Annotated in this window: 6 protein-coding genes; all 6 read left to right on the top strand. The window is 74.7% G+C overall.

The features are described from left to right. Window positions 1–8 precede the first annotated feature (8 nt). Genes IE317_RS03295 through IE317_RS03270 form a run of 6 tightly spaced genes read left to right on the top strand, consistent with a single transcriptional unit; the run spans window position 9 to window position 25577 of the window. Complete coding sequence (locus tag IE317_RS03295) at window positions 9–9344, top strand: non-ribosomal peptide synthetase (protein WP_191306526.1); 9336 nt, start codon at window positions 9–11, stop codon at window positions 9342–9344. Beyond that, the gene (locus IE317_RS03290; protein ID WP_191306525.1) at window positions 9341–21316 is read left to right on the top strand and encodes a non-ribosomal peptide synthetase; all 11976 of its coding nucleotides are present in this window, start codon (window positions 9341–9343) and stop codon (window positions 21314–21316) included. Before IE317_RS03295 ends, IE317_RS03290 begins: the two co-directional genes overlap by 4 nt. Next, window positions 21316–22500, top strand: a complete 1185-nt coding sequence (locus tag IE317_RS03285) for a serine hydrolase domain-containing protein (protein ID WP_191306524.1) — start codon at window positions 21316–21318, stop codon at window positions 22498–22500. Before IE317_RS03290 ends, IE317_RS03285 begins: the two co-directional genes overlap by 1 nt. Continuing rightward, entirely contained in the window at window positions 22497–23723 is a 1227-nt protein-coding gene (locus IE317_RS03280; protein WP_191306523.1) for an MFS transporter, read from the top strand. The genes IE317_RS03285 and IE317_RS03280 overlap by 4 nt, the downstream gene beginning before the upstream one ends. Continuing rightward, window positions 23716–24918, top strand: a complete 1203-nt coding sequence (locus tag IE317_RS03275) for a sensor histidine kinase (RefSeq protein WP_191306522.1) — start codon at window positions 23716–23718, stop codon at window positions 24916–24918. Before IE317_RS03280 ends, IE317_RS03275 begins: the two co-directional genes overlap by 8 nt. Beyond that, window positions 24909–25577: a response regulator transcription factor gene (locus IE317_RS03270; protein ID WP_229902474.1), complete on the top strand. Its 669-nt coding sequence runs from the start codon at window positions 24909–24911 to the stop codon at window positions 25575–25577. The genes IE317_RS03275 and IE317_RS03270 overlap by 10 nt, the downstream gene beginning before the upstream one ends. Window positions 25578–25598: the final 21 nt, after the last annotated feature.

Genomic DNA, 25598 nt, shown 5'->3' with positions numbered 1-25598 from the left:
GGGACGGCGTGAATCTCAGGTTTCTGCTGGAATCGTTCGGCGAGCAGGTGCGCCGCACCCCGGACGCGCCGGCGGTGGTGTCCGCGGACGGCACGATCGGGTACGCGGAGCTCGACGCCCGCGCGAACCGGCTCGCCGGCCACCTCGCCGGGCGCGGGACCGGGCCGGACGTGCTGGTCGGCATCTGCGCCGAACGCGGGATCGACCTGGTCACCGGGATGCTGGCGGTGCTGAAGGCGGGCGGGGCCTACCTGCCGCTGGACCCGTCGCTGCCCGCCGGCCGCCTGGGGTTCATGCTGGCCGACGCCGGGGTCACGACCGTCCTGACCCAGTCGGCCCTGGCGGGGAACCTGCCGGTCCCGCCGGATTCGCTGGTGCTGCTGGAAACCGCGCGGGAGGAGCCCGCCACGCCGATCGCGGCCGTGGTGCACCCGGAACAGCTGGCCTACGTGATCTACACGTCGGGCTCGACGGGACGGCCCAAGGGCGTCCAGATCGAGCACCGTCAGCTGGCGAGCTACCTCGCGTGCTGCGAGCGGGACTACCCGGGACTGGCCGGAACCGCGCTGCTGCACGGTTCCGTGGCGTTCGACCTGACGGTCACGACGGTCTGGGGCCCGCTCTCGGTGGGCGGCTGCGTTCTCGTCGGCGATCTGGACGACGACGGCCCGCGGCCCCTGCGCCGCCCGACGTTCGTCAAGGCCACGCCGAGCCACCTGCCGATGCTGCTCGCGCTGCCGGAGGAGTTCTCCCCGACGGCGGACCTCGTGCTCGGCGGCGAGGCGCTGCCGGGTGAGCTGCTGCAGCGATGGCGCGCGCGCCATCCGGGCGCGACCGTGGTGAACGAATACGGCCCGACCGAGGCGACGGTCGGGTGCACGGCCTTCCGCGTGGCGCCGGGCGAGGCACTGGCCCCCGGCCCGGTCTCCATCGGCGGGTCGATGGCGGACGCCCGCTCGTACGTGCTGGACGAGCGGTTGCGCCCGGTGGCGGTGGGCGAGCCGGGCGAGCTCTACGTGGCGGGCGCGGGACTCGCCCGCGGGTACCACGACCGGGCCGCGCTGACGGCGGAACGGTTCGTCGCCGATCCCTTCCAGGGGCGCGGCGAACGCATGTACCGCACCGGTGACGTCGTCCGCTGGGACGGCGCCGGGCGCCTGCACTACCTCGGCCGCGCCGACGACCAGGTGAAGATCCGCGGCCACCGCGTCGAACCGGGGGAGGTCGAGGCCGTCCTCGCCGGGCACCCGTCCGTCGGGCACGCCGCCGTCGCCGCCCACGGGGACATCGCCGAAGAGCGGCAGCTGGTGGCGTACGTGGTCCCCGCCGGGGCGGAGCCGGATCCCGCGCAGCTGCGCGGCTTCCTGGCCGCCCGCCTGCCGGAGCACATGGTCCCCGCCGCGTTCGTCACGCTGGCCGAACTGCCTCTCGCGCCCAGCGGCAAGCTCGACCGCGCCGCGCTGCCCGCGCCCGGACGGCCCCCGGTCACCACCGCCGGCACCGCGCCGCGCACCGCGACGGAAGAGACCATCGCGGGCATTTTCTCGGAGGTCCTCGGCGTCGAGGTCGCCGACGTGCACGGCGACTTCTTCGAGCTGGGCGGGAACTCGCTGCTCGCCTTCCGCGTGGTGCCGCGGCTGCGCGCCGCCCTCGGTGCCGACCTGCCGATCCGGGTGCTGTTCGACGCCCGGACCGTGGCCGGGCTGGCCGCCGCGGCCGGCCCGGCCGGCGACGGCGCCGCGGCCGCGATCCCGGTGGTGCCCCGCGACGGCGAGCTGCCGTTGTCCTTCCCGCAGCAGCGGTTCTGGTTCTTCCACGAGTTCGACCGGTCCTCGGTCGAGTACAACGTCCACTTCGGGTTCCGGCTGACCGGGCAGGTGGACGCCGAGGCGCTGCGCACCGCGTGCGGACGGCTGATCGCCCGGCACGAATCGCTGCGCAGCACGATCGGCGTCGTGGACGACCAGCCGGTGCAGGTCGTCCACCCCGCCGGGGCGACGCCGGTTCCGCTGTCCGTCGTGGACCTCCGGGCCGGCGGCGACGGCGAGCTGGACCGGGTGCTGCGGGCCGAGGTCGCCACCCCGTTCGACCTCGAGCGCGGCCCGGTGCTGCGGTTCCTGCTCGTGCGGGTCGCGGAGGACGAGTACGCGCTGGTCGTCGGCCTGCACCACATCGCCGTGGACGGCTGGTCGATGGGCCTGCTCACCGAAGAGCTCGGGGCGCTCTACGAGCTCGCACGCACCGGCGCGGACGGCGGGCTCGAGCCGCTGCCGCTGCAGTACGCCGACTTCGCCGCTTGGCAGGTCGGCAGGCTGACCGACGCGGCCCTCGAGCCGGACCTCGCCTACTGGCGGGACCGCCTGGCCGGGCTGGCCCCGTTGCAGCTCCCCACCGACCGGCCCCGGCCCGCGGTGCGCACGACGGCGGGCAGCGTGCGCCGGTTCAGCCTCCCGGCCGAGGTCGTCACGCAGCTCGGCGAGTTCTGCTCGCGCCACGGCGTCACCGTGTTCATGACGCTGGTCGCCGCCTGCCAGGTGCTCTTCGCCCGCTACTCCGGCCAGCGCGACGTCGCGGTCGGGACCGCGGTGTCCGGCCGTGAGCGGCCCGAGCTGGAACGGCTCATCGGCTGCTTCATCAACACCCTGGTCCTGCGGTCCACTGTGGATGGTGAGCTGCCGTTCACGGACTTCCTCGCCCAGGTCCGGGAAACGGTCCTCGGCGCGTTCACCCACCAGCGCGTCCCCTTCGAACGGCTGGTCCACGAGCTGTGCGACGAGCGCGACCCGAGCCGGACGCCGCTGGTGCAGGCCCTGGTGGTGCTGCAGAGCGGGCTGGCGAAACCGCTGGAGCTCGCCGGGGTGAGCACGGCCCGGCTCGACCTGCCCGACGTCGGCGCCATCTTCGACATCACCGTCGAGTTCACCGAAACCGCGACCGGGATCGACGGGCTGATCCAGTACAACACCGACCTGTTCGACGCGGCGACCGTCGACCGGATGGCCGGTCACCTCCAGGTGCTGCTCGGCGGCATCCTCGCCGATCCCGCCCGGCCGGTCGCCGCACTCCCGCTGCTCACCGGCGCCGAGCGCGACTGGCTGCTGGTGACCTGCAACGACACCGCGCGCCCCTACCCGCTCGACCGCGGCGTGCACGAGCTCGTCGCGGACTGGGCGCGGCGCACGCCGGAGTCCGTCGCGCTCGCCGGGGCCGACGGCGAGCTGACCTTCGGCGAACTGGACGCGCGGGCCAACCGGCTCGCGCACTACCTCGTCGAGCGGGGGACCCGGCCCGGCACCGTGGTCGCGCTGTGCTTCGACCGCGGTGCCGACCTGGTGACCGCGATGCTCGCGGTGCTCAAGGCCGGCGGTGCCTACCTGATCGTCGACCCGGCGAGCCCGCCCGCGCGGCGGGCGCACCTCGTCGCCGACGCCGGCGCGCCGCTCGTCCTGGCCCGGCGCACCGAGGCGGCCGGACGGCCGGCCGCGGCGGTGGTGGCGCTGGAGGAGACCTGGCCGGAGATCCGGCGGCGGCCCGCGACCGATCCCGGCGTGCGGGTCCGCCCCGGCGACCTGGCCTACCTCGTCCACACGTCGGGCTCGTCCGGGCAGCCGAAGGGCGTCGAGGTCGAGCACCGCTCGCTGGCCAACCTCTGCGCCTGGTACCGCGAGCAGTACCGGGTCACCCCGGCCGACCGGGGCTCCCAGCTGATCGCGGTCGGGTTCGACCCGGTCGGCGAGGAGGTGTGGGGCCACCTCACCGCCGGTGCCTCGCTGGCGATCCCGGCCGCCGAGACCCTGGACCACCCGCACGACCTGGTGCGCTGGCTGGCCGAGCTGCGCGTGACACTGGCGATGGTGCCCGCGGCGCGGGCGGAGTCGCTGTTCGACCAGCTCGACGTGGTGCCGACCGCGCTGCGGGCGGTGAGCGTCGGCGGCGACGTGCTGCGCCGCCGTCCGCGCCCGGAGTGGGGACTGCGGCTGATCAACCAGTACGGCCCCTCGGAGACCACGGTCGTCGCGACCTTCGGCGAGGTGGCGCCCGAAGGCGACGCACCGCCGTCCATCGGCGGGCCGATCGCCAACACCACCGCCCACGTGCTCGACGAACACCGCACCCCGGTCCCGGTCGGGATCCCCGGCGAGCTGTACGTCGGCGGGGCCGGGGTCGCCCGGGGGTACGCCGGGCGTCCCGAGCTGACCGCCGAGCGGTTCGTCCCCGACCCGTTCGCCGCCGACGGTGCCGCGCGGCTGTACCGGACCGGCGACCTGGTCCGCCGCCGGCCGGACGGCGAGCTGGAGTTCCTCGGCCGGGTCGACGACCAGGTCAAGATCCGCGGCCACCGGGTGGAGCCGGGGGAGGTGGAAGCCGCCTTGGCGGCCCACCCGGACGTGGCCGAGGCCGTGGTGCTCGCCGCGGACGAAGCACCGGGCCACAAGCGGCTGCTCGGGTACGTCGTCGCGGCGCCGGGCACCACCCTCGACGACGCGGGCCTGCGCGCCTTCCTCGCCGAGTCGCTGCCGTCCTACCTGGTGCCCGCGGTGATCAGCGTGCTCGACGCGTTCCCGGTGACGGCCAACGGGAAAGTGGACCGCCGCGCCCTCCCGGCGCCCGGGCGGCCCGCGGCGAAGACCGGCTACCGCGCTCCGGCCGGGCCGGTCGAGGAGGCGCTCGCCGGGATCTTCGCCGCGGCGTTCTCCGTGGACCGCGTCGGGGCCGACGACAACTTCTTCGCGCTGGGCGGGGATTCCATCCTGGCCATCCAGGTGGTGGCCAAGGCCCACCGGGCGGGGCTGCGGTTCACCTCGAAGGACCTGTTCCGCCGTCAGACGGTCGCGTCGCTGGCCCCGCACGTGGTGGCCGCCCCGGTCGCGGAGCCGGCCGCGCAGCGCGTCGAAGGCGCGGTGCCGCTGACCCCGATCCAGCACTTCCTGTTCGACCGGTTCACCCACCCCCGGGTGTTCCACCAGTACGTCACCGCCGAACTGGCCGGTACACCGGACGAAGAAGCACTGCGGACGGCACTTGCGGCGCTGTTCGACCACCACGACGCGCTGCGGATGCGCTTCCGCGAAACCGGTGGGAAGTGGTCGCAGGAGAACGCCTCCGCCGTACCGGGACCGGTGCTGCACCTCGCCGATCTGTCCACAGTGGAGGACGACGCCCTGGCCGCCGCGATCGAGGCGGAAACCGCGCGGGCCCACCGGGCGGTGGATCCGCGGACCCCGCCGCTGCTGCGCGCGGTGCTGCTGCGGACCGGGGCGCACCGCACCGACCGCCTCCTGCTCACCGCGCATCACCTGGTGGTGGACGGCATTTCCTGGCGCATCCTGCTGGAGGACCTCCAGCGGGGGTACGCCGCCGCCCGCGACGGCCGTGCGGTCGACCTCGGGCCGAAGACGACCTCGTTCCGCGACTGGTCCCGGCGCCTGACCGAGTTCACCGAGGCCGGTGGCTTCGACGAGGACCAGGCCTTCTGGCGGGCCGCGGAGACCGGGGCCGCCGCACTGCCCGCCGACGGCACCGGCGCCAACGACGTCGGCTCCACGCGCCGGCACCGGGTCCGGCTCGACGCCGCGACGACCGCCGCGCTGCTGCGGGACGTCCCCGACAGCTACGCCACGGAAATCAACGACGTGCTCCTGACCGCGCTGGCCCCGGTGCTGGCCGGGTGGACCGGGCGGGACGAGGTGCTGCTGGGCCTGGAAGGGCACGGCCGCGAGGAGCTGTTCGACGACGTCGACCTGTCCCGCACGGTCGGCTGGTTCACCACGTACTTCCCGGTGCTGCTCGACACCGGTGCGCAGGGCGACTGGGGCGGGCTGCTGAAGGCGGTCAAGGAGCAGCTGCGCGCGATCCCGCATCGCGGCCTGTCCCACGGTGCCCTGCGCTACCTGCGCCCGGAGGCGGCGATCGGGGACGCGCGGCCGGAGATCGGCTTCAACTACCTCGGCCAGTTCGGCAGCGGCGGCGGGGACGGCGGGATCTTCGAGCGCGTGTCCGGGATCGAGCTGCACGAAGACCCGGCCGCCACCCGGGTGCACGCGCTCGAGGTGGTCGGCTCGGTCACCGGCGGCAGGCTCGAGTTCTCCTGGTTCTCCTCGGCCGGACGGCACCACGACAGCACCGTCGAGCGGCTCGCCGCCGAGTTCGCGGCGAACCTGGCGGAGCTGGTCCGGCACTGTGCCGGGGCCGGGGGCCGCACCCCGTCGGACTTCCCGCTCGCCCGGCTGGACCAGCAGGCCGTCGACCGGCTGGTCGGCGACGGGAGCGGGATCGAAGACGTCTACCCGCTCACCGGGACGCAGCGCGGGATGCTCTACGACTCGCTGCTGACCCCGGACGCCGGGATGTACCTCGGGCAGTTCTCCGTGCTGCTGGACGACGTCGCCGACGCGGACGCGCTGTGTGCCGCCTGGCAGCGGGTCGTGGACGCCACGCCGGTCCTGCGGACGTCGGTCGTGTGGGAGGGGCTCGACGACCCGGTGCAGCTCGTGCACCGCCACGCACGGCTGCCGATCACCCGCCACGACTGGCGCGCGCTCCCCGCCGCCGAGCGGGACCGGCGGCTCGCCGAGCTGCTCGAAGCGGACTGGCAGGCGGGGCTCGACCTCGCGGCGTGCCCGGTCGGCAGGCTGACGGTCCTGCGCGTCGGCGAGCGCACGGTCCGGGCGGTCTGGACGATGCACCACCTGATGGTCGACGGCTGGAGCACGCACCAGCTGCTCGCGGACGTCTTCGCGCACTACTCCGCGCTCCGGGGCGCCGACGCCCCGCGCCCGGCACCGCGCCGCCCGTTCGGCGACTACGTGGCGTGGACGCTCGGCCAGGACCGGACCGCCGCGGAACTGTACTGGCGCGACGCGCTGGCGGGCCTGACCGCGCCCACCCGGCTGCCGTTCGACCGCGCTCCGGCGCACGGCTACCGGCCAGGGGCGTCCGACGAAGCCGAACTGGTCCTGCCCGCGGACCTGTCCGCGCGGCTCACCGGGTTCGCGAGGGACCACCAGCTCACGATGAACACCGTGGTCCAGGGCGCGTGGGCGCTGCTGCTGTCCCGGTACACCGGCGAGGACGACGTCTGCTTCGGGGCGACGGTTTCGGGCCGCCCGCCCGAGCTGGCCGACTCGGCGTCGATCGCGGGCCTGCTCATCAACACCCTGCCGGTGCGGACCGGCGTGCCCGCGGCCGAGCCGGTCGTTTCGTGGCTCGCCGGGCTGCAGGACGCGCAGGCGCGGGCCCGCGAGTTCGAGGCGGTGTCGGCGGGGCAGGTGCACGAGTGGAGCGAGCTGCCGCCCGAGGCGAGGTTGTTCGACAGCGTGGTGGTCTTCGAGAACTACCCGATCGACGCCGGCGCCGCGGCCGCGCACGGGCTGCGCCTGCTCGAAGTCGGGGCCCGCGAGCTCAACGGCTATCCGCTCAACCTGGTCGCCTACCCGGGCGAGCGGCTGAGGTTCGTGCTCCGCCACGACCCCGCGCTGTTCGACGACGGCACGGTCCGCCGTCTCCTGCGGAACCTCACGACGCTGCTCGCCGGGATCGCCGCGGACCCGCGGCGCCTGGTCGCGGAGATCCCGCTGGCGGACGAGGACGAGCGGCGGCGGGTGGTGGCCGAGTGGAACGACACCGCGGCGGAGTTCCCCGCCGGGCTGACCGTTCCGCAGCTCTTCGCCGAACAGGTCGCCCGGACTCCGGACGCGGTCGCGGTCGTCTCGGAGGCGGAAACCCTGACCTACGCCGAGCTGAACGCCCGCGCGAACGGCCTCGCCCGCGTCCTGGCCGGCCACGGTGTCGGCGCGGAGTCCCGGGTGGCCCTGCTGCTGGGCCGGTCGGCGGACGCGGTGATCGGGACGCTCGCCGTGCTCAAGGCCGGTGGGGTCTACGTCCCGCTGCACCCGGGCCAGCCTGCCGACCGGCTGAAGCACGCCGTGGCCGCGGTCGAAGCCGTCGCGGTGCTGACCGATCCCGAACTGGCCGCCCAGGCCGGAACCGTCGGCCTGCCGGTCGTCGTCGCCCACCCGTCGGTGGCCGCGGACGTCCCGGAGGTCGCGGGACCCGACCGGCTGGCGTACGTGATGTTCACCTCCGGCTCGACCGGCGAGCCGAAGAGCGTGGCCGTCAGCCACCGCGGCATCGTCAGCCTGGCGGCGGACCGGCAATGGCGCTCCGGCGGTCCCCAGCGGATGCTGTTCCACTCCCCGCAGGCTTTCGACGCGGCGACCCTGGAACTGTGGGTGCCGTTGCTGACCGGCGGCACGCTGGTGGTCGCACCGTCCGATGTGGACGCCGAGCTGGTCCGGCGGGTGGTGGCCGGGCACGACCTGACGACGGTGTTCGTGACGGCGGCCCTGTTCGCCCTGTTCGCGGACGAGGCACCGGACTGCTTCAAGGGCCTGCGCGAGGTGTGGACCGGGGGAGACGTCGTGTCCGCGGCGGCCGTCGCGGCGGTGCTGGCGCACTGCCCCGGCACGACGGTGGTCAACGCCTACGGGCCCACCGAGAACACCACGCTGGTCACCTGCCGCCCGACCCGCCGGCCGGGCCCGGTGCCGATCGGCAGGCCGATGGACAACATCCGGGCCTACGCGCTCGACCCGCGCCTGCGGCCGGTGCCGCCGGGCGTGCCGGGTGAGCTGTACGTCGGCGGCGAAGCGCTGGCCAGGGGCTACCTCGGCCGGGCGGCGTTGACCGCCGAGCGGTTCGTCGCCGACCCGTTCGGCGCGGGCGGCCGCCTGTACCGGACCGGCGACGTCGTGCGCTGGTCCGGCGACGGGGAGCTGGAGTTCCTCGGCCGCACCGACGACCAGCTCAAGATCCGCGGGTTCCGGGTCGAACCCGGGGAAGTGGAGGCCGCCCTGCGGGCCCGGCCGGGGGTGACCGACGCGGTGGTCGTCGCCCGGTCCGACGGCGGCCGGAAGTACCTCGCGGCCTACGTCATCGGGGAGGTCCCGGACCTGACCGGGGAGCTGCCGGACTACCTGGTCCCGGCGGTGTTCGTCCGGCTCGACCGCCTGCCGCTGACCCGCAACGGCAAGGTCGATCGCCGGGCGCTGCCCGAACCGGACCTGCGGCCCGGCGGCGCCGAGCGGGTGGTGCCGCGGAACCCGACCGAACAGGCGCTCGGCCGGATCTGGAGCGAGCTGCTGACGCTGGAGGAAGTCGGGGTGCACGAAAGCTTCTTCGCCCTCGGCGGCGATTCGATCACCGCGCTGCGGCTGGTGTCGCGGGTGCGGCGGGCGTTCGGCGTGGAGGTCTCGCCGCGCGACCTGTTCGACGCCCCGACCATCGGCGAGCTCGCCGAAACCGTGCAGGACCGCATTCTGGCCACTCTGGGGGACGCCCGATGAGCATCGACGACCGGATCGCCGCGCTGCCGGCGGACCAGCGGGAGCTGCTGCTGCGGCGGCTCGCCGGCGAAGCGCCGGAAGCCGGGGGAGCGGACCGGATCGAGGCCGTCCCCGGCGACGGCCCGCTGCCGCTGTCGCCGGCGCAGCAGCGGCTGTGGTTCGCCTACGAGGTGGACCCCGGCAGCATCGAGTACGTGGTCCCGCGGATCCTGCGGCTCACCGGCGACCTCGACGTGGCGCGGCTGCGGCAGGCGGTCGGCGAGCTGGTCGCGCGGCACGCTTCGCTGCGGACGACGTTCGGCTCGGTGGACGGCCGGGGCACCCAGACCGTGCACCCGGTGTCCGAAGTGGACGTCCCGGTGACCGACGTGACCGACGTGGACGCCGAGTTGCTGGCCGAGGTCCGGCGGCCGTTCGACCTGAGCCGCGGCCCGGTCTTCCGGGCCCGGCTGCTGCGGGCCGGTCCCCGCGAGCACGTCCTGGTGCTGGCCATGCACCACATCGTCACCGACGGCTGGTCGATGGGCCTGCTGGTCGAGGAGCTGAACACCCTCTACACCGGCGGGCGGCTCGATCCGCTGCCGTTGCGTTACGTCGACTTCGCCCGCTGGCAGCGGGATCGCGAGCTCGACGACCAGCTGCTGTACTGGCGCGACCGGCTGGCCGGGCTCGCCCCGCTGGAGCTCCCGGCGGACCTGCCGCGCCCGGCCGTGCGCGACCCCGCCGGCGCGGTCCGCACGTTCGAGGTGCCCGCCCGCCTGGTGTCCCGGCTGAAGGCCGTCGGTGGCGCCCGCGGCGCCACGCTGTTCATGACCCTGGTCGCGGCGGTGAAGATCCTGCTGGCCCGGTACGCGGGACAGCCGGACATCGCGGTCGGCACGGCCACCTCCGGACGCACCCGGGAGGAGTGGGAGAACCTGGCCGGGTGCTTCGTCAACACCCTGGTGCTGCGGTCCACAGTGGAGGAAACCCGGACCTTCACCGCGTTCCTCGACCGCGTGCGCGACACCGTGCTCGGTGCCACCGCCAACGAAGAAGTGCCGTTCCAGCGGCTGGTGGACTTGCTCCGCCCGGACCGCGACCCGAGCCGGCCGCCGCTGGTGGACGTGGTCGTGAACCTGCAGAACACCCCGCCGGCCGAGCTCCGCCTGCCCGGCGTCACGGCGGAAGAGGTCGTGCCGCCGGTCGTCGTGTCCGGCATGGACCTGGCGTTCGACTTCGTCGAAACCGGTGGACGGCTGGTCGCGCACCTGCGGTACAACACCAGCCTGTTCACCGCGGCCACGGCCGGGCGCGTGGCCGCGCAGCTGGGGACGCTGCTGGCGGCGATCGCCGAGCGCCCGGGCGACCGCGTCGCCGAGCTCCCGCTGCTCGCCGCCGGTGACCACGACCTGCTCACGACCGGGTGGCCGGGCGACGGCGCCGGCCCCGCACCCCGGACCGCTCCGGACCTGTTCGCCGAGCAGGTCGCCGCGACCCCCGACGCGACCGCCGTGCTCTTCGGCGACACCACGCTCACCTACGCCGAACTGGACGCACGGTCGAACCGGCTGGCCGCGCTGCTGGCCCGGCACGGCGCCGGGCCCGAGCAGTTCGTCGCCCTCGCGCTGCCGCGGTCGGTCGAGCTGGTCGTCGCGGTGCTCGCCGTGCTGAAGGCCGGTGCCGCCTACCTGCCGCTGGACCCGGACTACCCCGCCGACCGCCTCCGGACGATGGCCGAGGACGCCCGGCCGGTGCTCGCGCTGACCACCGGCGGCCGCGAAGTCCCCGGCACCCCGGCCGTCGACCTCGGCACCGTCGATCTCGGCGCGTTCCCCGCGACGCCGCCCGTCGTCGAGGTCCGGCCCGGGAACGCCGCCTACGTCATCTACACCTCGGGCTCGACCGGCCGGCCCAAAGCCGTGGTCGTCACGCACGCGGGCTTCCACGACATGGTGCTCACCCAGCGGCGGGTGCTGGACGCCGGGCCGGGCGCCCGGGTGCTGCAGTTCGCCTCCCTGAGCTTCGACGGCGCCTTCTGGGAGTTCGCGCTGGCGTTGTTCTCCGGTGGCACGCTCGTGCTCGCCACCGCCGAGGAACGGCTGCCCGGCGAACCGCTCGTCGAGCTCATCGCCCGCCACCGCCTCACCCACCTCAACCTGCCGCCCACCGCGGTGGCGGCGTTGCCGCGGCACGCCATCCCGGCCGGGACCACCCTGGTGGTCTGCGGGGAAGCCTGCCCGCCCGGGCTCGCGGAGGCCTGGTCGCCGGGGCGGCGGATGATCAACGGCTACGGCCCGACCGAGTCGACCGTCTGCGCCACCCTCAGCGACCCGCTGCTCCCCTCGGACGCCGCCACCGGCGTCGTCCCGATCGGACGGCCCATCCCGAGCGTCCGCACCTACGTCCTCGACGACCGGCTGCGGCCCGCCCCGGTCGGCGTGCCCGGCGAGCTGTACCTCGCCGGCACCCGGCTCGCCCGCGGCTACCTCAACCAGCACGCGCTGACCGCGCACCGGTTCGTGGCCGATCCCTTCGGCCCGCCGGGATCGCGCATGTACCGCACCGGCGACCGGGCCCGCTGGCTGGCCGACGGACGGCTGGAGTTCGCCGGCCGCGCCGACGACCAGGTCAAGCTGCGCGGGTTCCGCATCGAGCTCGGCGAGGTCGAGGCCGTGCTCGCCCGCCACCCGGGGGTGGCGCAGGCCGCCGCGGCGGTCAAGACCGACGCCCAGGGCACACGCCGGCTCGTCGGCTACTTCGTCGGCGACGCGGAGTCGGCCGCGCTGCGCGGTTTCCTGCGCGAGCGGCTGCCCGAGCACATGGTGCCCACCGCCTTCGCGGCACTGGCGGCGCTGCCGGTGACGGTGAACGGCAAGATCGACCGGAAGGCCCTGCCCGAGCCGGACGGCGTGCGCGAGAGCGACGGCTACGTCGAGCCCCGGACGCCGGAGGAGAAGGTCCTCGCCGAGGTGTGGTCGGAGCTGCTCGGTGTCGACCGGGTCGGCGTGCACGACAACTTCTTCGACCTCGGCGGCGACTCGATCCTCGGCCTGCAGGTGGTGTCGCGGGCGCGCAGCGGCGGCCTGAACCTGACGCCGAAGCAGCTGTTCCTGCGCCAGACCGTGGCCGAGCTCGCCGCCGGGGCCGCGGCCGCACCGGTGGCGGCGGCCGACCAGCGGCCGGTGACCGGCGAGGTCCCGCTCACCCCGATCCAGCGCTGGTTCTTCGAGCACCTGACCGACAGCCTCGAGGTGTTCCACCAGTCGATGTACCTGGAGCTGGACGGCGACGTCGACGAGGACGCCCTCGAGACCGCGCTCCAGGCCCTCGTGGTCCACCACGACGCGCTGCGGCTGCGCGCGGAACGCGTCGACGGCCACTGGCGCCAGTACAACGCGCCACCCGTAGCGAAGGCGGTCCTGCAGCGCTTCGACGCCTTCGACGCCGAAGCGATCGCCCGGGCACAGCGGGATTTCCGGCTCGACACCGGCCCGCTCCTGCGCGCGCTGCTGTTCGTCCCCGTCGGCGCGCGGCCCCGGCTGTTCCTGGCCGCGCACCACCTCGTCGTCGACGGCGTGTCGTGGCGGATCCTGCTGGCCGATCTGGACACCGCCTACCGGCAGGCCCGCGGCGGGCACCGGGTCGACCTCGGGCCGAAGACGACCTCGTTCCGAGACTGGGCGGTCCGTCTGATCGGGCACGCCGCCGCCGGCGGGTTCGACGACGAACGGGAGCACTGGGCGCGGGTGGCCCGGCTCGCGGAGCGGGCCGCCCCGCTGCCGATCGACCGCGCCGGGGAGAACACGGCCGGATCGGTGCGCACCGTGACCCGCCGGATGAGCGCCGGCGCGCTGTTGCGCGAGGTTCCCGAGGTCTACCGCACCCGGGTCGACGACGTCCTGCTCAGCGCGCTGGCGCGGGTGCTGTCCGGCTGGGCGGGCGGGGACACCGTCCTCGTCGAGCTGGAGGGGCACGGCCGCGAGGAGCTGTTCGACGACGTCGATCTCTCCCGCACGGTCGGCTGGTTCACCACCATGTACCCGTGCGCCCTGACCGTTCCGGCCGGGGGCTGGGGCGAGGTGCTCAAGGCGGTGAAGGAACAGCTGCGGGCCGTGCCGCGGCACGGCATCGGCCACGGGCAGGTGCCCCGCGCGGGACGACGGCCGGAGGTGGCGTTCAACTACCTCGGCCGGATGGACGGCTCGATCGACGGCGACCTCTACCACGGCCACGCCCCGGATCCCGGGGGCACCGAGCGCGCCGCCGGCCAGGTCCGGGACCACCGGATGGAGATCACCGGCGTGGTGACCGGTGGCGAGCTGGAGTTCCGCTGGGCGTACTCGGCGGCGGTCCACGACGAGCCGACGGTCGCCGCGCTGGCGGACGGGCTGATCGCCGCGCTCGCGGAGATCGTCGAGCACTGTGCCCGGCCGGACGCCGGCGGGGCCACCCCGTCGGACTTCCCGCTCGCGGCCCTCGACCAGGCGGGCGTGGACCGGCTGGCCGGGAACGGACGGCTCGTCGAGGACGTCTACCCGCTGACCCCGATGCAGCAGGGCATGCTCTTCCACTCCCTGGCCGGATCCGGCCGGGACGTCTACGCCGGGCACTTCGGCGCGGTGCTCGACGGCGTCACCGATCCGGACCTGCTGGCGCGGGCGTGGCAGCGCGTCCTCGACCGCACGCCGGCGCTGCGCACGCGCGTGGTGTGGGAGGGCGTGGCCGAGCCGCTGCAGGTCGTCGGCTCGGGCGTGCGGCTGCCGGTGACCCACCACGACTGGCGCGGCCGCGCCGACCAGGCCGAGGCGGTGGCCGGGCTCTGGGCGCAGCGGTCCGGCGAGCGCCTCGACCTCGCGGTCGCGCCGTTGCTGCGCCTGACGATCGTCCGGCTCACCGACACCCGGGTGCAGCTGTTCTGGACCGCGCACCACCTCCTCGCCGACGGCTGGAGCTTCGCGTCGGTCCTGACCGACGTCTTCACGCAGTACGCGCTGCTCACCGGCGACCGCACCCACGTGCCGGTGGTGCGCCGCCCGTACCGCGACTACGTCGCCTGGCTGGCGGAGCAGGACAAAACCGCGGCGCAGGACCACTGGCGCGAGCTGATGTCCGGTTTCACCGCGCCGACGCCCCTGCCGTTCGACCACGCGCCGGTGCGGGCGCACCGCTCGCGCTCGTCGCGGGACGTGCGGCTGACACTGTCGCGGGAGGACTCGGGGCGGCTCTTCGCGTGCGCCAGGGAAGCGCGGCTCACCGTCAACACGCTCCTGCAGGGCGCGTGGGCGCTGCTGCTCTCGCGGTACAGCGGCGAACGCGACGTCTGCTTCGGCGCGACCGTGTCCGGCCGCCCGGCCGACCTGCCCGGCGCCGAGTCGATCATCGGGCTGTTCATCAACATCGTGCCGGTCCGGGTCGACGTCGACGGCGCCGAACCGGTGCTTTCGTGGCTCGCGCGGCTGCAGGACGCCCAGGTCGAGTCCCGCCAGTACGAGTACCTCTCGCTGGCGCAAGTCCAGGCCTTCAGCGACGTCCCGCGCGGGACGTCGCTGTTCGACAGCATCGTCGTGTTCGAGAACTACCCGTACGACGAGGACGCCGCCGCCCGCTACGGCCTCGAGGTCAGCGACTACTCCGGGGACGAGCACACGAACTACGCGCTCACGCTGTCCGCGTACGCCGCGGACGAGCTGCAGCTGTCGCTCGGCTACGACCCCGAGCTCTTCGACGAGTCCACAGTGGACCGGATGGCCGGGCACCTGGAGACGCTGCTCGCCGGGATCGCCCGCACCCCGCGTGCCCCGCTCGGGGACCTGGAGCTGCTCACCGGGGCCGAGCGCGACCAGCTCGTGTCGGGCTGGAACGACACCGCGGCCGAATACCCGCCGGCGGAGTGCGTGCACGAGCTGTTCGCCGCACGGGCGCGGCGGACCCCGGACGCCGTGGCGGTCCGCCGTGGAGACGAGGAACTGAGCTTCGGTGAGCTCGACCGGCGGGCCAACCGGCTCGCCCACCGCCTGGCCGGGCTCGGTGCCGGGCCCGGCGTGCTGGTCGGCGTCTGCGCCGAACGCGGGGTGGGTGCCGTGGCCGCGCTGCTGGCCGTGCTGAAAGCCGGTGCCGCCTTCGTGCCGCTGGACCCGGAGTACCCGCCGCGGATGCTGGCCACGATGCTCGAGGACGCGGCCGTGCCCATCGTGGTCACCGAGGACCGGCTGCTCGACCGCGTCGCGGGCCGCGGTGCGGCCGTGGTGAGCCTCGACGCACCGCTGGACGGACCGGACACCCCGCCGCGCTCCGCGGTGACCCCGGAGGACCTGGCCTACGTCGTCTACACCTCGGGCTCGACCGGCCGGCCGAAGGGCGTGATGGTCGAGCACCGCCACGTCCACCACATGGTGCGCGCCTGGGACGCCCGCTACGGCCTCACCGCGATGAAGCCGCGCTGCCTGTCGGTGTCGAGCCTCTCGGTCGACCTGTTCTTCGGCGACTTCCTGCTCTCGGCGCTGTTCGGGGGTTCGATGGTGGTCTGCCCGACCGGCGTCGTCGCGGATCCGCCCGCGCTGCTGGACCTGCTGCGCGAATCCGGGGCCGAGCTGATGGTGACGGTGCCGTCGCTGGCGAAGGCGCTGGCCGCCGAACTGTCCTGGCGTGGTGAACGCCTCGGCACGCTGAAGGTGCTGATGGTCGGGTCCGAGGGCTGGCCCGCGGCCGACGCCCGCACCGTGCTCGACGCGGTCGGCCCGGACACCGTCCTGGTCAACGCCTACGGCGCCACCGAGACCACAGTGGACTCGACGGTGTTCCAGGTCGGCGCGGAGCCGATGGGTGACACCGCTTTCGTTCCGGTCGGGACACCGTTCCGCAACACCCGTGTCCACGTCCTCGACGAGCGGATGCGGCCGGTCCCGGTCGGGATCGTGGGGGAGTGCTACATCGGCGGCGACGGGGTGGCCCGCGGTTACTGGCGCCGCCCCGAGCTGACCGCCGAACGCTTCCTGCGGGACCCGTTCGTCCCGGGCGGGCGCCTGTACCGCACCGGCGACCTGGCGCGCCGGCGCGCGGACGGCACCCTCGAATGCCTCGGCCGCGCCGACGACCAGGTCAAGATCCGGGGTTTCCGCGTCGAGCTCGGCGAAGTCGAGACGGTGCTGGCCCGCCACCCCGGCGTCACGTCGGCCGCGGCCGCGGTCCACCGCGACGACGACGGCCCGGCCCGGCTGGTCGGGTACGTGGTGCCCACCGGGACCGCACCGGACACGCGCGAGCTGCGCGCGTTCGCCGCGGAACACCTGCCCGCGCACGCCGTCCCCGCGGCGTTCGTGGTGCTCGGCGCGCTGCCGCTGAGCCCGTCCGGCACGGTGAACCGGCGCGCGCTGCCGGCCCCGGACGCCGCGGCCGGCACCGGAGAACCCTATGTCGCACCCCGGAACGCGCTCGAAACGGCGCTCGCCGGGATCTGGGCGGAGGTGCTGGGTGCCGAGCGGGTGGGGGTGCACGACAACTTCTTCGACCTGGGCGGCGACTCGATCCTCAGCATCCAGGTGATCTCGCGCATCCGCGCCGCACTGGACGCCGCGCCGTCGCCGCGGCAGCTGTTCGACACGCCTTCGGTGGCCTCGCTCGCGGAGGTCGTCGCCGCGCTGCCGCGCACCGGCGCCGACCTGGTGCCGGTGCGGCGGGACGGGCCGCTGCCGCTGTCGTTCGCCCAGCAGCGGCTGTGGTTCCTCAGCGAGTTCGACCCCGGCAGCGCCGAATACAACACGGTCTTCGCGCTCGGGCTCACCGGCGCGCTCGACGTCAGTGCCCTGCGTGCCGCGCTGGACCGGCTCGTCGAACGGCACGAACCGCTGAGGACGACCTTCGCCACCGTGGACGGCCACGGCGTCCAGCTGGTCCGGGACACCGCCGCGGCCCTCGAGCTGGTCGAGACCACGGCCGCCGACCTGCCCGGACTGCTCGAGCAGGCGGCCGCCCGGCCGTTCGACCTGCACGAAGGCGTGTTCCGCCCGGTGCTGTTCCGCACGGGCGAAGACGAGCACGTGCTGGTTCTCGTGCTGCACCACATCGCCACCGACGGCTGGTCGATGGGCGTGCTCGCGACCGAGCTCGGCACCTGCTACGCGGCCGCCCGGCGCGGGGAACGGGCGGACCTGCCGCCGCTGCCCGTGCAGTACGCGGACTTCGCGGTGTGGCAGCGGGAACACCTCGACGTCGACGAGCACCTGGGCTACTGGCGACGACGGCTCGACGGGCTCGTCCCGCTCGAGCTGCCGACCGACCGGCCGCGGCCCGCGGTCCGGGAGGCGGCGGGCGACCTGCGCCTGCTCGAGGTGGACGCGAAGGTCGCGGAGGACCTCAAGACGCTGGCCCGCACCGGGGACGCGACGCTCTTCATGGTGCTGGCCGCCGCCGTGCAGCTGCTGCTGTCCCGCTACACCGGCCAGCGCGACATCACGGTTGGCACCGCGACGTCCGGGCGGAACCGGGCCGACCTGGAGGGCCTGATCGGGTTCTTCGTCAACACCGTCGTCCTGCGGTCCACAGTGGACGAACGGGTGCCGTTCGAGGAGTTTCTCGCGCAGGTCCGCGCGACCGCGCTGGAGGCGTTCACCCACGACGACGTGCCGTTCGAACGCCTCGTCGAGGCGCTGCGGCCGGAGCGCGACCCGAGCCGGAACGCGCTCGTCGAGGTCATGGTGGGGCTCGAGAGCAGCCGGTCGGGCGGGGTGGCCGTGGACGGGCTGGTCACGACGGAGATCCCGGTCGTCAGCGGGGACGTCAGCCACGACCTGAGCTTCGACTTCTTCGAACGCTCCGGGCAGCTGTCGCTCGCGATCGGCTTCTCCACCGCGTTGTTCGACGGCGCCACGATCGACCGGCTGGCCGGCCACCTGCTCCGGCTGCTGGCCGGGATCGCGGCCCGGCCGCGGGTGCCGATGGCCGAATTGTCCTTCCTGGACGAAGCCGAACTCGGCCGGATCGCCACCTGGCAGGGCCCGGAGCACGACGTGCCGGACACCACCCTGGCCGCGCTGTTCGAAGCGCAGGCCGAGGCCACCCCGGACGCGACGGCCGTGGTGTGCGGGCCGGAATCGCTGAGCTTCGCGGACCTGAACGCGCGGGCCAATCGCGTCGCCCACGCCCTGATCGCGCGGGGGATCGGCCCGGAGGACGTGGTCGCGCTGCCCTCCGCCCGGACCGCCGGCACGGTGGTCGCGCTGCTCGGCGTGCTCAAGGCGGGCGCGGCCTACCTGCCGCTGGACCCGGAGCTGCCGCCGGAGCGGCGGGAGTTCGTGTTCGCCGACGCGGCCCCGGCGCTGGTGCTCGGCGAGGACCTGCCGGGCCACGGCCCCGAGGGGAACCCGCGGGTGCCGGTGCACCCCGAACACCCGGCCTACGTCATCTACACCTCGGGGTCCACCGGCAGGCCGAAGGGGGTGGTGCTGGCCCACCGCGGCCTGACGAACCTGTTCTTCGACCACAGCCGGGACTTCTTCCGGCCGGAGAGCGGGGCCGGGCGGTGGCGCGTGGCGCTCACGGCGGCGTTCTCGTTCGACACCTCGCTGGAGGGCGTGCTCGCGATGGTCGACGGCCACGAGCTGCACGTGCTCGACGACCTCACCCGCCGGGATCCCGAAGCACTCGTGGCGTACGTGGCCGTGCAGCGCATCGACCTGCTCGACCTCACGCCGTCCTACGCCGAGCAGCTGGTGCCGGCCGGGTTGGTCGGCTCGGCCACGCACAACCCGCGCGTGGTGATGCTGGGCGGCGAGGCCGCGAACGAACCGCTGTGGCGCGACCTGCGCGCCGCACCGGAGACGACCGGCTACAACTTCTACGGCCCCACCGAGTGCACCGTGGACACGCTGTACTGCCGGGTGGGGGACAGTGAACGGCCACTGATCGGCAGGCCGATGCGGAACACCCGGGTGCAGGTGCTCGACAGCCTGCTGCGGCCGGTGCCCGTCGGCGTCCCCGGCGAGCTGTACCTCGCCGGGGCCCCGCTCGCCCGGGGCTACCTGAACCGGGCCGCGCTGACGGCCGAGCGGTTCGTGGCGGATCCGGCCGGGCCGCCGGGGACGCGGATGTACCGCACCGGCGACCTGGCGCGGTGGACCCCGGACGGCGCCGTCGAATACCTGGGCCGCGTCGACGACCAGGTGAAGGTACGCGGCTTCCGGATCGAGCTCGGGGAGATCGAAGTCGTGCTGGCCGGGCACCCCGGGGTCGCCCAGGCCGCCGCGGTGGTCCGGGAAGGACCGTCCGGTGCGCCGCGGCTGGTCGCCTACGTGACGCCGGCCGGGACACCGCCCTCGGCGGCCGAGCTGCGTGACTTCGCCAGGGACGCCCTGCCGAACTACATGGTGCCGTCCGCCTTCGTCGTGCTGCCGGATCTGCCGGTCACCTCGAGCGGGAAGGTCGACCGCGGCGCGCTGCCGGCTCCGGCGGCCGAAACCGGGCCGGACGCCGGGTACGTGGCACCCCGCACCGACGTCGAAGCGGCGCTGGCCGAGGTCTGGGGCGCCGTGCTCGGGGTGTCCCGGGTCGGGGTCGAGGACAACTTCTTCGAGCTGGGCGGGGACTCCATCCTGAGCATCCAGGCGGTGGCGAAGACCCGGCAGGCCGGGTTGCGGATGACGTCGAAGGACCTGTTCCTCAACCAGACCGTCGCGCAGCTGGCGAAGGTGGTCCGCGCCGACGCGCCGGCCGCGACCACCGAGACGCCGGTGGCCGGGCCGGTGCCGCTGACCGCCATCCAGCGGCACTTCTTCGACGGCAACCCGGTGGCACCGCACCACCTGACCCAGTCGATGACCGTGGAACTCGACGGCGAGGTCGACGTGGCTTCGTGGCGGGCGGCCCTGGCGGCCCTGGTCGAGCACCACGACGCGCTGCGGATGCGGTTCACCCGCGACGGCGACGGCTGGCACCAGGAGAACGCCGCCGGCCCGGCCGACGTGCTGGCCCACCACGATCTGTCCGACGTGGACGACCAGGACCGGCGGCTGCGGGACCTCGCTGTCGAGGCCGATTCGACGTTCGACCTGGCGCACGGGCCGCTGCTGCGCGCGCTGCTGGTGGAGTTCGGCCCGGCCCGCCCGCCGCTGCTGTTCCTCACCGCGCACCACCTGGTCGTCGACGGGGTGTCGTGGCGGATCCTGCTCGACGACCTCGCGCTGGCCCACCGTCAGGTCTCGGCGGGCGAACCGGTGGCGCTGGGCGCGAAGACGACGTCGTTCAAGGCGTGGGCCGAGCGGCTCGCCCGGCACGCCGCCGAGGGCGGGTTCGACGAGGAGATCCCGCATTGGGCTTCGCTGCCGGAAGTCCCGGCGCTGCCGGTGGACCTGCCCGGGCCGAACCTGGTGTCCGCCACGCGGACGCTGGCCGTCTCGCTGTCCGGACAGGACACCGAGGCGCTGCTGCAGCGGGCGCCCGGGGTGTTCCGCACCCGGGCCGCCGACGTGCTGCTGGCCGCGCTCGCGTGGGCGCTGGGCCGGTGGACCGGCGGCGCCGAGGTGGCGATCGAGCTGGAGGGCCACGGCCGCGAGGAGATCTTCGACGACGTCGACCTGTCCCGCACGGTCGGCTGGTTCACCACGCTGTACCCGGTGGTGCTGCCGGCCGAGGCGCCGGACTGGGCGGCGCTGGTCAAGTCCGTTCGGCGCCGGCTGCGGGCCGTGCCCGGCAACGGGCTCGGCCACGGCGTCCTGCGCGGCCTCGGTGCGCTGCCCGCGCGACCCGGGCCGGAAGTGGTGTTCAACTACCACGGGCAGGTCGGCACGCGGCCCGGGGGCGAGCCGCTCGGGCAGGAACAGAGCCCGCGGGAGCGGGTCCCGCACCTGCTGGAGGTCGTCGGTGCCGCCGTGGGCGGGCGGCTCGAATTCACCTGGTACTACTCGGAAAACGTCCACCACCGCGAAACCGTGGCGCGGGTCGCCTCGGACTTCCGCGAAGCACTGCGGGCGATGGCCGAACACGTGGCGGAGGACTGATGGACGCCGAAGACCTGGCGAGACTGCTCGAGAAACACCGGGTGCCCGGCGCCCAGCTGGCGGTGCGCCGGAACGGCGTGACCGTCGCGGTCGAGGCGGGGGAGGAGCGGCACGGATCGGGGCGGGCGATGACCGCCGGCTCGGCGTTCCCGCTCGGCTCGCTCACGAAGCCGTTCACCGCGGCGCTGACGCTGATCCTGGCCGAGGAAGGCGATCTCGACCTGGACGAACCCCTGACCGGCCTCGGCGGAGCCGTCACGCTGCGCCGGCTGCTCAGCCACACGGCCGGTCTGGAGTCCGAAGTGGACGATCCGGAGACGGGTACGCGCGCCCGGTGGGCGGCCCGGTACTGCCTCCGGGTGCGCCCGCAGTTCCCGCCCGGCACGGTGTTCTCCTACTCCAACGTCGGCTACGTCCTGGCCGGGTGGCTGGCGGAGGAAGCGACCGGAATGGACTGGGCGGAGGCGCTGGAGGCGATCCTGCTGCGGCCGCTGGGCATCCCGGTCACCGCCGCGACCGTCAGCGGCCACGCGGTGGGGGAGCGGATCGTGCCGATCGACGAGCAGTTCCTGCCCGCCCTCGAAGCCCCCGACGGCGGCCTGACCTCGAGCGCGGCCGGGCTGGTCCGGTTCTGCGCGGCCGACGTCGTCGCGACGATGTGCGCCGACCAGCTGGGTCCGGTGGAAGCCGGCCCGTTCGGCATGGCCGACGGGTGGGGGCTCGGCTGGGCGCGTTACCGCGCCGAAGACGGAGCGGACTGGTTCGGGCACGACGGCACCGGCGACGGGATCTCGTGCCACCTGCGCTTCGACCCCGCCACCGGCGCGGCGGTGGCGCTGACCGCCAACGCCGGAACCGGCCCGGCGCTGTGGGCCGACGTGCTGGCGGAGCTGGAGATCCCGCTCGGGCGGCCCGCGCCGTGGCCGGAGCCGGTCGCGGCCTGGCCCGGGTGCGCCGGGGTCTACCGCAACGGGCGCTCGGAGTTCGAGTTCACGATGACCGGGGACCACCTCGTCCTCGTCGGCACCGGGCCGCTCACCTGCCACCCCGGCCTGCGGTTCCGGGTGCGCGACCGGTCGGGCACCACGCACGAAGGCCGGTTCCTGCGGGATCCGGCCGGGCGGGTCGACCGCGTCCAGGTGACCGGGCGGCTGGCGCGCCGGGCAGGCGGTCCGGCGTCGTGATCCCGCTGTCCCGCAACCGCGACTACAACATCCTCTGGAGCAGCCAGCTCTTCTCGGAGCTGGCCGGCGAGGTGACCCAGGTCGCGTTCCCGTTGCTGATCCTCGCCTTCGCGGGGACGCCGTGGCAGATCGGGCTGGCGTCGTCGGTGCTGATGATCGCGCACATGGCGGCCATCGTGCCCGCCGGCGTGCTCGCGGACCGGGGGAACCGCAAGAAGGTCCTGGTGGTCTGCCAGGGCCTGCGGGCCGTCGTCATGGCCGGGCTGGGTGTCGCCGTCCTGCTGGACGCCTACTCCTTCCCGCTGGTGCTGGCGGCCGCGCTCGCGGAGGGGTTCCTCGGGTCGGTGTTCGACCCGGCCGAGCACGCGACGCTGCCGCAGGTGGTGCCGGCCGCGCAGCTGGAGCAGGCGGTGGCCCGCAACACCACGCGGCCGTTCGTCGCGACCCTGCTCGGCCCGGCCGCGGCCGGGCTCCTGTTCACGCTCGGGCACGCCGGCCCGTTCGTCGCGGACGCGGTCGTGCTCGGCGTTTCCTTCGCCGCGCTGGTGTTCCTGCGCGTGCCCCGGCGGAGCGCGGACCCGGCCGCGGTGGACGGCCGCGGCGGGCGGGGCGGCGTCGTGGCGGGCTTCCGCTGGGTGCTCGGCCACCGGCCGATCCGGGCGACCCTGGTTTGGATGATCTGCTGCAACCTGGTGTTCAGCGCCGTGGTCGTGGTCGTGCTCGCGGAGTCCGGCGCGAACGGGGTGGGGCCGGGCGAGATCGGCCTCACGATGACGTGCCTGGGCGTGGGCGGACTGCTCGGCGGGCTGTGCGCGGGACGGCTGGCCGCGCTGCTGTCCGCCCCGGTGATCCTCGTGGGGTTCTCGTGGCTGGCCGCGGTGCTGGTCGCGGCGATGGCGGTGGCGCCGGCCGGTCTCCTGCTCGGCGTCCTGCTGGGCGGGGCGATGTTCGGCGTCCCGCTGACCAACACGACGGTGCTGACCTATCAGCTGCTGAGCACCCCCGACACGCTGCGTGGGCGCGTGAGCAGCATCGCTGGTTTCTGTTCCGGCGGCGCGGGCGCGCTGGGCCCGCTGGCCGGCGGCCTGCTGGCCGGTGCGGGCGGCGCGACCGGGCTGCTGGTGTGCGCCGGCGCGCTGGCGGTGGTGGCGCTGGGCACCACGCTGAGCCCGGTCATCCGCCGGTTTCCGGCGCCCGGCGAGCTGGTGGCGGCCGGTGGGTGAAACCGGCCGCCCGCGGCGGCTCCCCGGGTGGGGCGGGCCGTGGCGATCGCTGTGCTACGTCGCGGCCGGCGCGGCGGCCGCGTTGCCGATCCTCGCGCCGGCCAAGTGGGTGCTCGCGCAGGACACCCCGGTGGCCTACGGCGCCGGGGCGGTCGCCGTGGTGGCGGCCGGCGTGCTGCTGGCGGTGCCGCTGGCCGCGGTCGAGCGGCGGCGGCTGCACCTGCTCGACCGGGGAACGGGCGCGCGCGTCCCGCTGGATGGCGGCCTGCGGTGGCGGAAGTTCGGGTACGCCGTGGCGTTCACCGTCGTCATCGCGGTCGCGAACCTGGTCGTGCTCATCGTCGTGGCGAGCGTGCTGGTGGTCCTGCTGGCGCCGTTGCTGGAGTTCGTCTTCGGCGTCGATTCGCTGGTCAACGACGACGGCCCGGTCAGCGCACCAGTGGCCGTGCTGGCCGGGGTGCTGCTGCTGCCGGTGGCCGCGTGCCTGCTCAGCCTGTTCGCCCGGGGGCAGGCGGCCTTCGCGCGGATCATGCTGACCCGCCCGGACCCCGGCCTCACCGACCGCGTCGAGGAACTGACGCGGTCGCGGACCCGGCTGGTTGCCGCGTTCGAAGCCGAACGGCGGCGCATCGAACGCGACCTGCACGACGGCGCCCAGCAGCGGCTCGTCGCCCTGGCCCTGACCTTGGGCATGGCGGAACTCGGCCTCGACGGTGCCGAGGGCCCCGGCCCGCGGCTGGTGGCGCGGGCGCGCGCCGAAGCCGACGCCGTGCTCGCCGAAATCCGCGAGCTGATCCACGGCATCCACCCGCAGGTGCTCACCGACCGGGGTGTCACGGCGGCGGTGACCGAGCTCGCCGAACGGAGCCCGCTCGCGGTCGCCGTCCGGATCGAGCTGCCGCACCGCACGTCGCCGGCGGTCGAGGCGGTGGCGTACTTCGTGGTGAGCGAAGCGCTGGCCAACGTCGCCAAGCACAGCGGAGCCGATCAGGCGTCGGTCACCGGCGCGGTGACCGGAGGCCGGCTCGTGCTGTGCGTCGCCGACCCGGGGGAGGGCGGCGCCGACCCGCGTCGCGGCACCGGGCTGCAGGGCCTGGCCGACCGGGTCTCGGTCGTCGGCGGGGTGCTCGCGCTGGCCAGCCCGCCGGGCGGGCCGACGGAACTGCGGGTGGAGCTGCCGTGGGACTGCGTGTAGTCCTCGCCGAAGACACGGTCTTGCTGCGGGAGGGGCTCCGGGCCCTGCTGGAGGGGTTCGGCCACGAGGTGGTCGCGGCCGTCGGCGACGCCGCCGCGCTGACCGCGGCGGTCGACGCCCAGCTGCCGGACATCCTCGTCACCGACGTCCGGATGCCCCCGGGGTTCGCGGACGAAGGCCTGCGCGCCGCGGTGGAGCTGCGGTCCCGGCGCCCGGGACTGGCGGTGCTGGTGCTGACGCAGTACGTCGCGACGACCTACGCGTTCGAGCTGCTGGAGTCCGCCGACCGCGGCCGCACGGGTGGCCTGGGGTATCTGCTGAAGGACCGCGTCGGCGAGGTCCGGGAGTTCGTCGACGCCGTCGAGCGCATCGCCGCGGGCGGAACGGTGATCGACCCGGAGGTGGTCCGGCGGCTGCTGCGCCGCGACCGGCCGCTCGACCGGCTCACCGCCCGGGAACGCCAGGTGCTGGCCCTGATGGCCGAAGGCCGGGCGAACGGCGCGATCGCCGCGCAGCTCGGCGTCAGCCCGGCCGCGGTGGCGAAGTACATCGGCGCCATCTTCACCAAACTGGGCTTGGCGGGCGGCGAAGGTCACCACCGCGTGCTGGCCGTGCTCACCCACCTGCGCAACGGATCCTGGCCGCGGGCCGAGCCGTGATACCGCGGGAAGGGTCCTCCC

Source organism: Amycolatopsis bullii (genome assembly GCF_014654205.1).
GTDB lineage: Bacteria > Actinomycetota > Actinomycetes > Mycobacteriales > Pseudonocardiaceae > Amycolatopsis > Amycolatopsis plumensis.
The sequence above is the reverse complement of the archived record's forward strand: the minus strand, read 5'-3'. Positions and strand labels throughout refer to the sequence as shown.

Coding starts and splice junctions, on each gene's coding strand:
- IE317_RS03290 (WP_191306525.1), top strand. CDS start 9,341: ATGAGCATCGACGACCGGATCGCCGCGCTGCCGGCGGACCAGCGGGAG.
- IE317_RS03285 (WP_191306524.1), top strand. CDS start 21,316: ATGGACGCCGAAGACCTGGCGAGACTGCTCGAGAAACACCGGGTGCCC.